This is a genomic window from Vagococcus xieshaowenii (assembly GCF_004792515.1).
Classification (GTDB): Bacteria; Bacillota; Bacilli; order Lactobacillales; family Vagococcaceae; genus Vagococcus_A; species Vagococcus_A xieshaowenii.
The window spans coordinates 1,830,001-1,845,870 of the sequence record NZ_CP038865.1 but is presented as its reverse complement, the minus strand read 5'-3'; the positions used below and the strand labels follow the sequence as shown (position 1 = coordinate 1,845,870).

The window sequence follows — 15,870 nt, the reverse complement described above, 5'->3', positions numbered from 1 at the left end:
AGGGTATAACTGTTTACCTAAACTTCTTCCGAACTAAACACCTGGTCTTTCTTCAATACTAATTTTTCTTCTTCAGAAGGTCCACGTTTATCAATAACTAGTGGGACACTTTCTTTAACGACTTCACTATATTGTAATCCAAACCAATTTTCAGTTGAGGTTGTCACGGTTTTAATGGCTAGTTTAATTTGATAAACAATTTTTTCAAAAGAGGTTAATCCGGTAGTTCCTTTGTATAACCCATCATCGATTAGGACAAAACAGAAGTCCCCAACGCTACGTCCAGGTTGGATAGAATATTCTTGTGTTTGTTTTTCAATAGTGTGTTCGTCCATCATCTCTTTGACAATTTGACGCATATAAACGTTCACGTTTTGATTCATTCTGAACCCTAAACGCAACTGTACGCTGACGACATGTTGACTATGGAAGGTTTCAACCAAGTATTCTTTGGTATAAGGGTCATCGGTGACAAATACATTAACAAACCAGTAGACTTGGGCCCGTTTTGGTTTTTTGTCTAAGATAGAATAAATGATTTTTCGATCAATCATTTGTTCAGATAAGTCATCGGTTAAATAAACCACATTCGTTTGGTAAAAGGGCATATCCGTATCGTTTGCTAGTTTTTCTAATTGTGAGACATAATCTTTTAGCGGCACTTTTTTTGCCACTTTTTCTTTGATTTGATTGCTCAAATGCCAACTTAGCATAATAATAAATAAAATAACCGCGATCAAAATAGCGACATAGCCACCTTGTAAAAACTTCGCCGCACTTGAGTAGAAGAAGACGCCTTCTAGCAAGCTAAAGAATATAAGGAACGTATAGGACAAGATTTTAGGAGTCTTATGTTTTAATAAATAGACCCATAACAAAATAGTCGTCATTAGCATCGTAATAGTAATGGCTAATCCATAGGCTGCTTCTAAGCGATGAGATGTTTTGAATTTAAAAACAATCGTGATACATAACAGCCATAGGAGTGAATTGATCACAGGAATATACATTTGTCCTTTATGAGTGGTAGGATAAACAATTCTCAATTTAGGGAATAATTTTAATTTCATGGCTTCGGCAACTAGAGTGAAGGAGCCAGAAATTAATGATTGAGAAGCGATAATTGCCGCTAAAGTTGCGAAAATTACGGCTACTAAGGATAATTCTTTTGGCATCATGCTAAAAAATGGGTTTAAGTCTGTTTGATTCATATATACCTCATTATTTAGATGAGTGATCAACCAAGCCCCTTGTCCTAAATAATTCAAGATCAAACATAATTTAATATAAGGCCAGCTCGCTAAAATATTATTTTTACCAACATGTCCCATATCAGCGTACAGAGCTTCGGCACCGGTTGTTGCTAGAAAGACACTACCTAAAATAAGAATGCCAATTTTATTTGCAGGGCTAAAAAGTAATTCTACTGCATAGTAAGGATTTAGGGCACGTAAGATAGAAAAATCTCCCAGTAAATTATACAATCCTACCGCACCTAAGAATGTAAACCAGCCAAACATGACAGGACCAAAGGCTTTTCCCACTTTTTCGGTACCAAAACGTTGGATCATGAACAATAAGGTGATGATTCCGATAGCCAGTAGGACGATAATATGTTGATTATCACCAAAATGCTGATAGAATAACGGGATTCCTCGTAAACCTTCAACTGCTGTTGTTATCGTTACAGCAGGTGTTAAGACACCATCAGCTAAAAGTGCGGCTCCTCCGATTAAAGCGGGGAAGATTAGAATAGGCACTACCTTTCGGACTAATGTATAGAGTGAAAAAATTCCTCCTTCACCATGATTATCAGCTCGTAATGCGATGAGAACATATTTAACAGTCGTCATTAAGGTGACAGTCCAGATCACTAACGAAATCGCCCCAACGACAAATTCTTCATTGATACTCCCTAGTCCTCCGTTACCGCTCACAATAGCTTTCATGACGTATAGTGGACTTGTTCCGATATCTCCGTATACAACGCCCATCGCTACCAATAAACTTGCGAGGGTGATTTTTTTTGATTGATGCATGATTGTCTTAATCTCCTTTCTAAAATAAAAAGACCTAACCAACACAAATAACTTGTGTTCGGTTAGGTCTTGCAAATTACGCTTTAAACCAGTCTGTTAGACGTGATAGTTGATTTAAAACCATAAATATACTATGTTGCTACTCCCCTAAATATATTAACGATTATACATGTTAATAAATAATAAACAAGGGGTTAATGAAAAAATAATTTATAAAAAACAATGACAATAGTTAAAAAGACTGATATCTCCCCAATCATCAAACGGTTAATAAATATTAAATAAACCCTCTTTTTATAGTTGTTTTTAGGTGGTACATGCTACAATTAGGGTATATTTACATAAAGGAGATGGCACGATGAAAAAATATCTTTTAATGAGTGCGTTACTATGTTTATTTCCAATGAGTACTTTGTCAGAAGAATCTAGTGAAGTACTTGATGCAAGAGTGACCACAACAGATTCACCCACAATAGAACAAACCAGTGACTACATATTAGAATCTAGTGCAATTGCAACGAGCCAAAGCACTCAAGAGCCAACAAGTATAGCTAGTAGTGAAGACGTCATCGAAAGTAGACCTGTTGAATCAGCTAAGATAGTAACGGAACAAGAAGCTGTTTTAAGTCAAATAGAGCAGGAGTTAGGCGTTGAGGCGGCTACGAGAGAAACCGCCATTGACCAAGAGAATGACCCAGAAAGTATACGTGCGACGTTATCATCGGTAAGTGATTTGATTTCAAAAGAAGAAATTGATGGTTATACGGATGAACAATTATTAAATGCGATGAAAGTGACAGAACGAGTAGGTGCTGATATTTATGGCCTAGATGTTGGGGGGTACATCCGCATACTTCAGGCGTTGTATAAAGATCATACCCTTTCATGGGAAGTCATTGAACCGATGCTTGCGTATGACCCAAATAGTTATGATAATGCATTAAAGATGATTCCAGAGGTAGATCAATTAGTTGAGTATCTCGCAGCACTTTATCCTAGTGATAGCTCATTCATTGCTATTCCCAAATTAAGCGCTCAAGAAGTGACGAATATTTTGAGCTATTTCTCACCGATACAAAAGGAAATGCTCGCTGAATCGGGTGCTCTTTTTCCAGGAATCATTGGTTGGATATGGCATTATTCTTCAAATGAAGAGGTCCTGACAACAGAGGCTTCTACAATAGAATCGTCTATGACGCCTCCAACCGAAACAACGATAGCGACATCAGAAGTAATAACCGATAGCTCTGAACAACAGAAAGTCGAAGCGGTGACATCAAGTGAGTCAACCGATGAGAATAAAGGGATTATGCCACAAACAGGAGAGCAAAAGAAAACATGGTTAACCGTTCTTGGTTTAGTGTTAGTGTTTCTGGTAGTATCAATTATCATTAGACGAAATAAAGTTAATAAACGTTAAAGATAAATAATAATCAGTGATGTGGAGAGATAGAATGAAAAAAATATGGTGGTTACTATGCCTATTAGTATTGGTAGGATGTCGTCAACAATCGACGGCTTCTTCCCCTGTAGAAGTGGGGGATCAAACTTCTGGAACAACGGAAGTTATTGAGCCTACGTATCAGTTTTCTAAGACGCCAACGCTGTTTGTTCATGGTTACCAAGGCGGGCGATTATCTTTTGGTGGCATGTTGCGTCGTTTGGAACGTGAAGGGATAACAAATAAAGAAATGGTCCTGAGCGTGGATACTGAAGGGAATGTATCTGCTAAGGGAGAATTGTCTGGAAAAACAGATAATCCGACGATTCAAGTCTTATTTGAAGACAATCAAAGTCATGAATGGAACCAAGCGTTATGGATTAAGAATTGTTTAGCGTATTTACATGATACTTATCAAGTGAAAGAGGTTAATTTAGTGGGACATTCGATGGGGGGTGTGAGTGCACTAAGGTACTTATTAACTTATACCCAAGACAATCAGCTTCCAAACGTGTCAAAATTCATTGCTATTGGGGCACCGTTTAATAATTTTGCTGAACTAAATGAGGGGGAGACGCTTGAATCAGTGTTGGCTAATGGTCCAGTTAACAAAAGCGATCGTTATGCTGATTTTGAGACAATGTTATCACAAGAACCACAACAGGTGCAGGCACTATTGATTGCTGGGGATGTATCAGATGGGACTCAAAGTGATGGCACAGTGTCAGTATCAGATGCGCTTAGTGTCGTTGCATTATTATCTAATCAATTTAGTAATATCTCTTACCAAATTATTGAAGGAACGAATGCACAACATAGCCAATTACATGAAAATCAAGACGTTGATCAAATGGTGTTAGATTTCTTATATAAATAAAACCAGAAGACTTAGTGCCAATTAAGGTGGTAAGTTTTCTGGTTTTAAATCTATTTAAACTTTTATTTGTTTATCGTTTGTAATAGGTTAGGCAGGCTGTTGTTTTTCACCCAATACACTTATCCAAATCCTCAATTAAGTCTTCTACATCTTCGATTCCACAAGATAATCGGACTAATGTAGGGGTAACGCCCATGTTTAAGCGTTCTTCTTCAGGCATACAAGCGTGTGACATTTGCCATGGATAAGATAGGATAGACTCAACCCCCCCAAGGCTAACGGCAACAATTGGAACTTGACAATTACTAAATAACTGTTTAATTTGCTCGATGTTTTCTAGTTCAAATGAAAGAACAGCCCCCCCATCTGATGCTTGCTTCATGTGGATATCATGATGAGCATGCGTAGATAGTCCAGGGTAGTAAACCTTAGTCACTTGTTTTTTGTTTAATAGGAATTCTGCGATGGTCTGTGCATTTTTTATGGATTGTTGCATGCGTAAGCCCATTGTCTTTACCCCGCGTAGTAGTAACCAAGCATCTTCGACACCTAAAACACCCCCCAATGCTTTTTGGTGTGTTTTTAACGTGTTGTATAGTGATTCAGAGTTGGTCGCTAACAAGCCAGCCACAACATCGCTATGTCCGTTGATAAATTTAGTTGCGCTATTAATACTGATATCGGCCCCTAATGTTAAGGGTTGTTGTGATAGCGGTGTCATAAAAGTGTTGTCGCAAGCAGTTAGAATGTTATGCTTCTTAGCAAGTGAACAAACTTCTTGAATATCTGTGATAGTTAATAAAGGATTAGAAGGAGATTCTAAATAGAACATTTTTGTATTAGGTTGAATAGCTTCTTGCCAAGCGACTACATCTGATTCATCCACAAATGTATACGTTACGCCAAAACGATCTAAAAACTCTGTTACCGTTTGGAAGGTGCCTCCATAAATATTTTTTCCTAATACAAGGTGATCGCCATTTGATAATAGGAACAATACGGCATTAATCGCAGCCATTCCTGATGAAAAAGCTAAGCCGTATTGAGCGTTTTCTAATGTTGCAATACAGTCTTCGGCTGCTTCAACAGTGGGGTTTGAAAAGCGAGTATAACTATAGCCCGTGTGATGAAAGACATCTGTTTGGTGGAAAGTTGAGGCTTGATACTTAGGGATAGACGAAGCGCCAGTTGTTGGGTCGATGACAGGGTAACCATGTAATAATTTAGTGTTAATTTTCATATTAGATTCCTCCGATTCAATAGACTGTTTAATAAATAATCGTTATGTGTATCGTTCGCTATAAACGTAACACGTTTAAAAAAAGAATGTCAACTAAATTTGATAAAAAATTATCACATTCGAGCAAAGATTAAACTAGGATGAAATAACTATCGAAAAGATTAATATAAACACAAAATACAATGAATAAAACGCTTACTTTTTATCATAAAATTATTGACGTAGGTTTTTTTATATGATAAGTTTTTCTATGAAAGAAGATTTGTTGATAAAAAATTATCAACTATAAAAATAGATGAATGGAGAGATTAGTATGTCAAAAATACCAGCAGCAATTGGGCCATATTCAACGTATCGTGAAGCAGGAGACTTAATCTTTGTATCAGGTCAATTACCAGTTAACGGGATGACAGGAGAAATTGAAGCAACAGATATCAAGGGGCAAACGAAACAAGTCATGGAAAATATTCAGTTGATTTTGAATGAAGTGGGGGCAAACTTTGATCAAATCGTTAAAACAACGTGTTTTTTAACCGACTTTAGTGGCTTTGTTTCATTTAACGAAGTTTATGGGGAATACTTCACTGGAGAATGTCCTGCTAGATCAGCCTTCCAAGTCTCAGCGTTGCCTAAGGGAGCATTAGTAGAAATCGAATTTATCATTAAAAAATAAGAGGAGATTAATTGATGGAGATTGTTATAATTGGTGGTATTGCAGCAGGGATGAGTGCGGCAGCTAAAGCAGCTCGTACGAACAAAGAAGCAAAGGTAACAGTGATTGAAAAAGAACAATACGTCTCGTTTGGTGCATGTGGTTTGCCATATTACTTAGGCAACCAATTTGAAGACGAGCAAGAAATGTTTGCTAGAACACCTGAACAAATGCGAGCATCCGGGATTAATTTATTACTAGGTCACGAAGTAACGGCCATTGATTTTACCAGCAAAACGTTAACAATCATTGATTTAGAAACGAATGAACACTTGGTTAAAAGCTATGATCGCCTAATGTTAGCGACAGGAGCGACACCTATTGTACCACCCATCCCAGGAATTCATTCGGATAATGTGTATACAGTAACCAAGCCAGAACGTGTCATGACATTAAAAGAAGAGTTAGTGAATTATCAGCATATTGTAGTTATCGGTGGAGGGTTCATTGGTATCGAAGTGGCAGATCAATTAGCTCTTCAAGGTAAGAAAGTAACAGTTATTGAATCCGATAGTGTTATAATGGGTGGGCCATTTGATCCGGAGTTTTCTGAGAAGATTATGGAAGCTGTTAGAGAAGAAGGGGTGCTCATCCAAACGCAAGAGCGTGCGCAAGAATTTGTTGCTGCTCAATCAAACGTAATATCTGTTAAAACAGATAAAGGGGAATATCCAGCAGATGCCGTCATCGTTGCGGTTGGCTTTAGACCTAACACTAAATTTTTAGATGGTCAGTTAGAGATGTTAGGAAATGGCGCGATTGTGATTGACGAATTCGGTGAAACATCAATCAAAGAAGTATATGCAGCCGGGGATTGCGCGACGATTAACCATCGTTTAGCCGGAACAATGTACATTCCGTTAGCCACTGTCGCTAATAAGATGGGACGCATTGTGGGAACCAATATTGCGGTAAATAGAGATGAACGTATGGCGTATGTTGGGGCCTTAGGAAGTAGTGCGATTAAAGCAGGGGCATATGAAGCAGCTAGTACAGGATTGACTGAAAAACAAGCCAAATCATTAGGGCTTTCTGTAAAAACAACGTGTATTGAAACGAACAATCACTCTAATTACTATACCGTACAGGAAAAAATTACGATTAAACTAGTGTATGATGCGCAGACATATGTTCTATATGGCGCGCAATTATTCGGGAAAAATGAAACCGTCTTAAGACTAACAGGTCTGGCAACCGCTGTTCATGCAGGTTTAACAACGAAAGAATTAGGTTTTATTGACTATGCGTATGCACCACCATTTGCTTCAACATGGGAAGCAATTAATGTTGCAGCGAATACCGCAAAATAAACTAGAAGTAATAGGAGATGAAAAAGATGATCGATGCCCCTTTTTTTACCCAGTTTTTAAAGATTAGTAACATGTATACTATTGGAGCTGTTGTTTTATTATTGGTAGCCTTGTATAGCTTAAAGGTGTTAAAAGAAAAAAAAGTAAACTTTTCTAAACGAATGATTATCGCATTAGTTATTGGGCTAGTGTTAGGTGTTGTGATTGATTTAGTTGGTAGTAAAAATAGTATTTATTTAGACTATGGTCGGGGTGAGATTTCAGTTTGGTACGGGTTACTTGGAAGTGGTTTTCTTAAGTTAGTGCAATTATTAGCTATTCCGGTAGTCTTTTTGTCAATTATTAAAGTAGTCATTGATGTTAAAGGCGATAGGATTAAACATTTAACAGGAAAAACATTTGCTACGTTACTTGGGACGACAGCTATTTCAGCTGTTGTGGGTATCTTAGTGGTTAAATTATTTGGATTAAATGGTGCCGATTTTGCAGGAGATTTGACAGAAGCAAAAGTTGAATCGATGGCTAATATTGCGTCTCAAAGTTTTCCGGAATTCTTCTTAAACTTAATTCCAAATAATATTTTTAGTGTAATGAGTGATAATGGAAGCATTGTATCCGTGGTTATTATTGCGGCGATGTTTGCCGTAGCGATTCGTTTCTTACAAGTGAAAAAACCAGAACAAGTGGCACCGTTTGTCACATTATTGGAATCATTAAAAGTAACGGTTAATTCAGTCTTAACGAACGTGATCAAGTTAATGCCTTATGGTGTTGTAGCGTTAGTAAGTAACACGATCATTTCAAATGGTCTTCAAGCAATCACAGGGATGATTGGTTTCATTGCTGCGTTATATACGGGCGTTATTATCATGTTATTAGTCTATGTGGTTATTTTAATAGGATTAGGTGTTAACCCGTTAACGTTCTACAAAAAAGCCTTCACCACCTTATTATTTGCTTTTTCTTCTCGTTCAAGTGTCGGGACATTGCCTTATACCATTACGACATTAGAAAAAAATATGGGTGTATCTGGTGAAACTACTAACTTCGTCGCAACGTTAGGAACCGCAGTTGGGATGAATGGCTGTGCAGGGGTGTTCCCAGCGATGTTAGGAACATTAATTGCTTCTGCTGCAGGTGCTGAGATGAACGTTTCATTTTTTGTCTTGGTAGTATTAGTAGTAACAGTCGGTTCAATTGGAATTGCGGGTGTACCGGGGACTGCAACAGTAGCAGCAACAGTTACCTTAAATGGTTTAGGTTATGGTCATACTATTTCAAGTATTGGTGCAATCTTTGGAATTGACCCAATTGTCGATATGGGACGCACCATGTTAAATGTAGCAGGCTCAATGGTATCAGCGATTATGGTTGATAAGTGGGAAGGTACATTTGATAAGGAAGCATTTAATAGCGAGATAAAATCAGTAGAAGAATAACAAGTAAAAAGGATAAAGATAATGTGCCAAATAGCCATTATCTTTATCCTTTTTCTTTGTCATTAACAATCTTAATGTAGCGATAAACACTGGGTTCAGAGATGTTTAAAATATCAGCCACGCGCATAACCGCTCCTTTGATTTGGAAGATACCTTTTTCATTTAATTGATGGATGACGTCTAATTTTTGCTCTTTTGATAATGAGGCATTTGACGTAAGTAATTCGGGCTTAATGATAGTATGAACGATATCCTCTATAGATTCATCAAGCACTTCAACAGTGTCGATAAGATGTTCTTCTTTGAATTCTGAAGGACAAGTTTGGGTTAGACCAGCCAGAGCAAGAAGTTCTTTAGAAAGTTGTTCGTACTTACTTACATCTTGATTAATACATAGAAGACCTTCAAGCTGTTTGTCTTCGTTTTTGATAAAAAAAGTAGCGCCTCTTAGAGCTTGACCGTTTACTGTTTGTGCTTTGTAATTAACAACATAGTCTTTGTCTAAATGGCGATTATCTTGGATTAATTCTAGTGCAAACTCTGTAACAGGAGAATTTAGACTTCGGCCGCTAATATGACTATTTTCAATTGCGGCAATGTGATAATTATCTTTTTCTAAGATATGTAAAACAACTTCAAAATTTTTACCTAATGTTTTGCCTAAAAAATGCGTTAGTGATTGATAAAAGTGTAAGTTTTCTTTTTTCATAGGGCCTCCTGATAATTTTTTATCATGGATATAGCATAGCACAAAAGCTCTAGATTATTAAATGAATTTTTTCTGCCATTAGGATGATAAAAATTTATTATTCTTACTAAGCGGTAGATTAAGGGAAAAGAAACACATAAATTTAGTCGAAAAAGCTTAATTAATGATCAAATTATGTTTGTTTTATGATAAAGTAAGAGGGTTAAAGTCATTAAGGATGGGGGAAGTGTTTTGCTTACAACTTATTTGAATATATTAGTTATTTTTTCTATGATACTGGTAGGATATGCATTATCAGCAAAGAAATGGTTTAATAATGTGATGATTGATGCTTTTTCAAAGTTAGTGCTTAATATCGCGTTACCTTTGAATATGTATCTTAATATGATTGAAAAATTCGAGCATGATCAATTTATGACGTTGGCTTCAGGTATTGCTTTACCAGCTATTTCAATTGTGGCTACGTTTATTTTATCTAAAGTGTTCTGTGTGGTGTGGAAAGTAACCCCTAGTAGACGTGGTGTTTTCCAAACGATGTTTACGGCATCGAATACCATTTTTATGGGATTACCTGTTACAACCGCAGTTTTTGGAGAGCAAGCAATTCCCTATGCGCTTTTATACTATATGTGTAACACGACGTTCTTTTTTACTATTGGGATTAGTTTGATAGCCAGTGATAAAGAAGGGGCCAGTATGTCGTGGTCATTTGATTGGCGAGAAGTCGCTCGGAAATTATTAAATCCAGCATTAGTTGGTTTTTTTGTTGGGTTAGTTTGGATGCTATTAGAATTGCCTAAAATAAAGCCGCTGATTGATTTTAGTCGTTATATGGGTGGTTTAACAACGCCGTTATCACTTTTTATTATCGGGATGATTGTGTATCAGACGGGCTGGAGGAATATTAATTTTGACAAAGAGGTTATAGGGGTTTTGCTAGGCCGCTACGTGGTATCTCCACTAGTGGTTTACTTGTTGGGCTTTGTGATACCTGTTCCTGCGCTTATGTTAAAAGTGTTTATGTTGCAATCCGCAATGCCAGTTCAAAACTCAATGCCGATGTTGGCCCGTGCGTATGGTGCAGATGATGTTTTTGCTACATCAAGTTTGATTTATTCGATTCTGTCTTACTTGTTTGTTATTATCCTTTACTTGTTTATCTGGATTTAATTTGAATTATTAACTTAATAGAATAGACAAACCACACGATTGTGTTAAAATAAGTGGTCGACTAGTTGTCTGTGAAGATGAAGTAAAGTACAAAGGAGTACAAAATGAGTTCAAAAGATAAAATGTTAGAATTAATCAAGAAGAAACAAAATGGCGGCGGTAAAACAAAAGACATGCAAGAGCCAAAAAATGATCGCAAAAACATGCGCCGTGGTCCAAAGATTTATATTAAATAAAAATGCATACAAAAAGGCAAAGCCCTAATCGGCTTTGCCTTTTTATATTATAATTCTTCAGAACTAAATTTGTGTGTGCGCTTCATGGTTAAGTGGTATTTTTCAGGGTATTCACGCGTGTCTATAACAAGCGGCACACTTTCTTTCACGACATCACTATACTGTAAACCAAACCAGTTTTCAGTTGAAGTGGTGACGGCTTTTATTGCTAATTTTAGTTGATAAGTCAATTTTTCAATATTGCTTAGGCCGGTGGTTCCTTTATAGAGACCATCATTAATTAGAACGAAACAGAAGTCACCAACGGATCTGCCCGGCTCAATCGAAAACTCTTGTTCTTGCGTATCAATCAAGCCTTGAGCCATCATTTCTTGTACGATTTGACGCATATACACATTCACTTTTTGACTCATTCTAAAACCTAAACGTAATTGAATACTTACGACGTGTTTGCTGTTGAAAGTCTCAACATAGTATTCTTTTGTGTAAGGTTCATCCGTAACGTAAAGATTAACAAACCAATATACTTGAGCACGTTTAGGTTTTTTATCCAAGATAGAGTAAAGAATCTTAAGATCAACCAGTTGCTCAGACAAATCATCAGTTAGGTAAACGACGTTGGTTTGATATAAAGGGATATCCTCAGAGTTAGATAATTTTTCTAATTGTTCTACATAATTTGCAAGAGGGACTTTTTTAGCTACTTTTTCTTTTATCTTATTACTTAAGTGCCAAGTTAACATGATAATGAATAATACAAATGCAATCAAAATTGCAACATAACCACCGTGCATGAATTTCGCGATGTTTGAATAGAAAAAGACACTTTGAAGTACAGAGAAAAAGAGTAAGAAACTATGCGCAATAATTGCCGGTATATTTTGTTTTAATAGATAGACCCATAATAAAATAGCTGTCATTAACATCGTAATAGTAATCGATAGTCCATAAGCTGACTCTAGATGTTGGGATGTTTTGAAACTAAACACAATGAGCATACATAACAAGCACAATAACCAATTAATAACAGGTATGTACATTTGTCCTTTTTGATTACTAGGATAGATGATTTTTAGCTTAGGAAATAGTTTTAATTTGATTGCTTCAGAAACTAAGGTGAATGAACCTGAAATTAATGATTGCGAAGCAATGATGGCAGCTAAGGTTGCGAATGCAACGGAAATAAGTGACAACTCATTAGGAATCATACTGAAGAAAGGGTTTAAGTCTTCGATTTCTAAATAAGTAGCATCGTTCATAGCTTCCATTAACCAAGCACCTTGTCCAAAGTAATTTAATAGTAAGCAAAGTTTGATATATGGCCAACTAGCATAAATATTATTACGCCCAACGTGTCCCATATCTGCATATAAGGCTTCAGCCCCAGTTGTGGCAAGAAAGACACTTCCAAGAATTAAAATACCAGCTTTATTGGCAGGACTTACTAGCAATTCAAATGCGTAATAGGGGTTAAGTGCCTTTAATATGTGCCACTCGCCAGATAAATTGTATAAGCCCATCGCGCCAAGAAATGTAAACCAACAAAACATTATCGGCCCAAATGTTTTCCCAACTTTTTCAGTACCAAAACGTTGAATGGTAAATAACAGCAGAATAATGGTTAATGTAATAATGACGATGATTTCTTGGTTATTACCAAATCGATCATAAAAAAACGGTAATCCTCGGAGACCTTCTACAGCGGTTGTAATAGTAACAGCAGGTGTTAAGATGCCATCAGCTAAAAGAGTAGCGCCTCCAATTAATGCAGGAAAAATTAAATAAGGGGACACTTTTCGAACTAAAGTATATAGAGAAAAGATACCACCTTCACCATGGTTGTCTGCACGTAAAGCTATTAGGACATACTTGACAGTAGTCATTAAGGTGACAGTCCAGATCACTAAAGAAATTGAACCAATGATGAATTCTTCATTGATACTCCCCAAGCCACCGTTTCCTGCTAATATTGCTTTCATTACATATAATGGACTTGTTCCGATATCACCGTAAACAACTCCCATAGTAACAAGTAAACTAGCTATTGTAACTTTTTTTGAATGTTGCATTTTTTCTTCTCCTTTTTTTAAAATAAAAACCGTTAATCATTAAATTAGTGATTGTTAGATTCTAAGAAGCGCATGTTTATTAAACTGTTCGGTTTGAAATCACAAAAAATATGTATCTACTTCCCAAATACAAGCATGATTATACGCCCAATAAACAGAAAAGCAAGTGTTAATTCCACAGAAATTTAGAGGATTTAAAATAAATAAAATAAAAAATTGTATTATATAGAAGAAAAATACAAATCATGTGTTTTTACTAAAAAAATATAAAATAGTGCTTGTATTATGTTGTTAATAGGTATAGTATAGGTGAAGTCGTCTGAGAGGACACGAGACATCATTTAAATTAAATAAAAAAACTTTTAAAAAGTTTTGGAAAACAGTTGACTTTATCAACTATTGATGATAAGATTTAGAAGTTGTCAGGAACGAAAGTTCTTCAAACGACAAAAACAAAATAAAAAAGTTTTTTAAAAAGTTGTTGACAAACAAAAACAACCATGATAAACTTATGTAGTTGTCACGAAAGGCAACGACAAGTTAAAAACTTTTACGTAGACCTTTGAAAACTGAACAATGAATAAGACAAACCAAATGTGTAGGGTGTTTTACAAAGTGTAAAACAAAACCAACAATTTTTAAATTTTAGTGAAGTAATTCGCTAGCAAACATAAATGAGCGACATCTTCGGATGTTATCAAAACTTTTATTGAGAGTTTGATCCTGGCTCAGGACGAACGCTGGCGGCGTGCCTAATACATGCAAGTCGAACGCTTTTTCTTTCACCGGAGCTTGCTCCACCGAAAGAAAAAGAGTGGCGGACGGGTGAGTAACACGTGGGTAACTTGCCCATCAGTGGGGGATAACACTTGGAAACAGGTGCTAATACCGCATATCTCTTTTGATCGCATGATTGAATGATGAAAGACGCTTTCGGGTGTCGCTGATGGATAGACCCGCGCTGCATTAGTTAGTTGGTGAGGTAATGGCTCACCAAGACCGTGATGCATAGCCGACCTGAGAGGGTGATCGGCCACACTGGGACTGAGACACGGCCCAGACTCCTACGGGAGGCAGCAGTAGGGAATCTTCGGCAATGGACGAAAGTCTGACCGAGCAACGCCGCGTGAGTGAAGAAGGTTTTCGGATCGTAAAACTCTGTTGTTAGAGAAGAACAAGCGTGAGAGTAACTGTTCACGCCTTGACGGTATCTAACCAGAAAGCCACGGCTAACTACGTGCCAGCAGCCGCGGTAATACGTAGGTGGCAAGCGTTGTCCGGATTTATTGGGCGTAAAGCGAGCGCAGGCGGTTCTTTAAGTCTGATGTGAAAGCCCTCGGCTCAACCGAGGAAGGTCATTGGAAACTGGGGAACTTGAGTGCAGAAGAGGAGAGTGGAATTCCATGTGTAGCGGTGAAATGCGTAGATATATGGAGGAACACCAGTGGCGAAGGCGACTCTCTGGTCTGTAACTGACGCTGAGGCTCGAAAGCGTGGGGAGCAAACAGGATTAGATACCCTGGTAGTCCACGCCGTAAACGATGAGTGCTAAGTGTTGGAGGGTTTCCGCCCTTCAGTGCTGCAGCTAACGCATTAAGCACTCCGCCTGGGGAGTACGGTCGCAAGACTGAAACTCAAAGGAATTGACGGGGGCCCGCACAAGCGGTGGAGCATGTGGTTTAATTCGAAGCAACGCGAAGAACCTTACCAGGTCTTGACATCCTTTGACCATTCTAGAGATAGAACTTTCCCTTCGGGGACAAAGTGACAGGTGGTGCATGGTTGTCGTCAGCTCGTGTCGTGAGATGTTGGGTTAAGTCCCGCAACGAGCGCAACCCTTATTGTTAGTTGCCATCATTAAGTTGGGCACTCTAGCAAGACTGCCGGTGACAAACCGGAGGAAGGTGGGGATGACGTCAAATCATCATGCCCCTTATGACCTGGGCTACACACGTGCTACAATGGACAGTACAACGAGTCGCGAGACCGCGAGGTCAAGCTAATCTCTTAAAGCTGTTCTCAGTTCGGATTGTAGGCTGCAACTCGCCTACATGAAGCCGGAATCGCTAGTAATCGCGGATCAGAACGCCGCGGTGAATACGTTCCCGGGCCTTGTACACACCGCCCGTCACACCACGGGAGTTTGTAACACCCAAAGTCGGTGAGGTAACCTTCGGGAGCCAGCCGCCTAAGGTGGGATAGATAACTGGGGTGAAGTCGTAACAAGGTAGCCGTATCGGAAGGTGCGGCTGGATCACCTCCTTTCTAAGGAATATTACGGAATACACAGGTTGACTTATTCATTGCTCAGTTTTGAGAGGTTTACTCTCAAACATTCGTTCATTGAAAACTGGATATTGAAACAAAATGTAAACAAACCGAAAACACCGCGTTGAAACGAGTTAATAAACAAAGTTCAATAGCTAAAACATAGGATTGATGGAGCTGACTATCGCTAGTTGGTAGAAATCAAGAGTCTAGCACGTAAGTGGTAGCAAATAAGGTTAAGTGAATAAGGGCGCACGGTGGATGCCTTGGCACTAGAAGACGATGAAGGACGGGACTAACTCCGATAAGCTTTGGGGAGCTGTACGTAAGCTATGATCCAGAGATTTCCGAATGGGGCAA

General features: G+C 37.9%; 11 protein-coding genes and 2 rRNA genes (1 of these 13 only partly in view). 9 read left to right on the top strand and 4 right to left on the bottom strand.

Annotation, left to right across the window (positions count from 1 at the left end; translation table 11 throughout):
* Window positions 1-17: 17 nt before the first annotated feature.
* Window positions 18-2,039, bottom strand: a complete 2,022-nt coding sequence (locus tag E4Z98_RS08845) for a KUP/HAK/KT family potassium transporter (protein ID WP_135254329.1) — start codon at window positions 2,037-2,039, stop codon at window positions 18-20.
* Window positions 2,040-2,397: 358 nt separating this feature from the next.
* On the opposite strand from E4Z98_RS08845, the gene E4Z98_RS08840 reads away from it, so the two are divergent.
* Together E4Z98_RS08840 and E4Z98_RS08835 are read left to right on the top strand one after the other, a co-directional pair.
* Complete coding sequence (locus E4Z98_RS08840) at window positions 2,398-3,459, top strand: LPXTG cell wall anchor domain-containing protein (protein ID WP_135254328.1); 1,062 nt, start codon at window positions 2,398-2,400, stop codon at window positions 3,457-3,459.
* Between the two features lie 34 nt (window positions 3,460-3,493).
* A complete protein-coding gene (locus E4Z98_RS08835) occupies window positions 3,494-4,357 on the top strand; it encodes an alpha/beta fold hydrolase (protein ID WP_135254327.1) in 864 nt (287 codons plus the stop codon).
* Between the two features lie 106 nt (window positions 4,358-4,463).
* On the opposite strand, the gene E4Z98_RS08830 is transcribed toward E4Z98_RS08835, so the two are convergent.
* Entirely contained in the window at window positions 4,464-5,597 is a 1,134-nt protein-coding gene (locus tag E4Z98_RS08830; RefSeq protein WP_135254326.1) for a trans-sulfuration enzyme family protein, read from the bottom strand.
* Between the two features lie 313 nt (window positions 5,598-5,910).
* On the opposite strand from E4Z98_RS08830, the gene E4Z98_RS08825 reads away from it, so the two are divergent.
* Genes E4Z98_RS08825 through E4Z98_RS08815 form a run of 3 tightly spaced genes read left to right on the top strand, consistent with a single transcriptional unit; the run spans window position 5,911 to window position 9,058 of the window.
* Entirely contained in the window at window positions 5,911-6,270 is a 360-nt protein-coding gene (locus tag E4Z98_RS08825) for a Rid family detoxifying hydrolase (protein ID WP_135254325.1), read from the top strand.
* Window positions 6,271-6,284: 14 nt separating this feature from the next.
* The gene (locus tag E4Z98_RS08820; RefSeq protein WP_135254324.1) at window positions 6,285-7,619 is read left to right on the top strand and encodes a CoA-disulfide reductase; all 1,335 of its coding nucleotides are present in this window, start codon (window positions 6,285-6,287) and stop codon (window positions 7,617-7,619) included.
* Between the two features lie 17 nt (window positions 7,620-7,636).
* A complete protein-coding gene (locus tag E4Z98_RS08815; protein WP_241856690.1) occupies window positions 7,637-9,058 on the top strand; it encodes a cation:dicarboxylate symporter family transporter in 1,422 nt (473 codons plus the stop codon).
* Between the two features lie 43 nt (window positions 9,059-9,101).
* On the opposite strand, the gene E4Z98_RS08810 is transcribed toward E4Z98_RS08815, so the two are convergent.
* Window positions 9,102-9,767 (bottom strand): helix-turn-helix transcriptional regulator, encoded by a 666-nt coding sequence (locus E4Z98_RS08810; protein WP_135254323.1) that lies wholly within the window; start codon window positions 9,765-9,767, stop codon window positions 9,102-9,104.
* Between the two features lie 231 nt (window positions 9,768-9,998).
* Here E4Z98_RS08810 and E4Z98_RS08805 point away from each other — a divergent pair, with 231 nt between their 5' ends.
* Both E4Z98_RS08805 and E4Z98_RS10260 read left to right on the top strand, forming a co-directional pair.
* On the top strand, window positions 9,999-10,937 hold the full coding sequence (locus E4Z98_RS08805; RefSeq protein ID WP_135254322.1) for an AEC family transporter: 939 nt from the start codon (window positions 9,999-10,001) through the stop codon (window positions 10,935-10,937).
* Between the two features lie 104 nt (window positions 10,938-11,041).
* The gene (locus tag E4Z98_RS10260; protein WP_280529213.1) at window positions 11,042-11,173 is read left to right on the top strand and encodes a hypothetical protein; all 132 of its coding nucleotides are present in this window, start codon (window positions 11,042-11,044) and stop codon (window positions 11,171-11,173) included.
* A 47-nt stretch (window positions 11,174-11,220) separates the two neighbouring features.
* On the opposite strand, the gene E4Z98_RS08800 is transcribed toward E4Z98_RS10260, so the two are convergent.
* Window positions 11,221-13,242, bottom strand: a complete 2,022-nt coding sequence (locus tag E4Z98_RS08800) for a KUP/HAK/KT family potassium transporter (RefSeq protein ID WP_135254321.1) — start codon at window positions 13,240-13,242, stop codon at window positions 11,221-11,223.
* A 705-nt stretch (window positions 13,243-13,947) separates the two neighbouring features.
* Between E4Z98_RS08800 and E4Z98_RS08795 the strand changes: the two genes are divergently transcribed.
* Window positions 13,948-15,507 (top strand): 16S ribosomal RNA (locus E4Z98_RS08795).
* Window positions 15,508-15,744: 237 nt separating this feature from the next.
* Window positions 15,745-15,870 (top strand): 23S ribosomal RNA (locus tag E4Z98_RS08790) (it continues 2,791 nt past the right edge of the window).
* The 16S and 23S rRNA genes sit together here, the layout of an rRNA operon.

Coding starts and splice junctions, on each gene's coding strand:
- E4Z98_RS08845 (WP_135254329.1), bottom strand. CDS start 2,039: ATGCATCAATCAAAAAAAATCACCCTCGCAAGTTTATTGGTAGCGATG.
- E4Z98_RS08840 (WP_135254328.1), top strand. CDS start 2,398: ATGAAAAAATATCTTTTAATGAGTGCGTTACTATGTTTATTTCCAATG.
- E4Z98_RS08835 (WP_135254327.1), top strand. CDS start 3,494: ATGAAAAAAATATGGTGGTTACTATGCCTATTAGTATTGGTAGGATGT.
- E4Z98_RS08830 (WP_135254326.1), bottom strand. CDS start 5,597: ATGAAAATTAACACTAAATTATTACATGGTTACCCTGTCATCGACCCA.
- E4Z98_RS08825 (WP_135254325.1), top strand. CDS start 5,911: ATGTCAAAAATACCAGCAGCAATTGGGCCATATTCAACGTATCGTGAA.
- E4Z98_RS08820 (WP_135254324.1), top strand. CDS start 6,285: ATGGAGATTGTTATAATTGGTGGTATTGCAGCAGGGATGAGTGCGGCA.
- E4Z98_RS08815 (WP_241856690.1), top strand. CDS start 7,637: ATGAAAAAGATGATCGATGCCCCTTTTTTTACCCAGTTTTTAAAGATT.
- E4Z98_RS08810 (WP_135254323.1), bottom strand. CDS start 9,767: ATGAAAAAAGAAAACTTACACTTTTATCAATCACTAACGCATTTTTTA.
- E4Z98_RS10260 (WP_280529213.1), top strand. CDS start 11,042: ATGAGTTCAAAAGATAAAATGTTAGAATTAATCAAGAAGAAACAAAAT.
- E4Z98_RS08800 (WP_135254321.1), bottom strand. CDS start 13,242: ATGCAACATTCAAAAAAAGTTACAATAGCTAGTTTACTTGTTACTATG.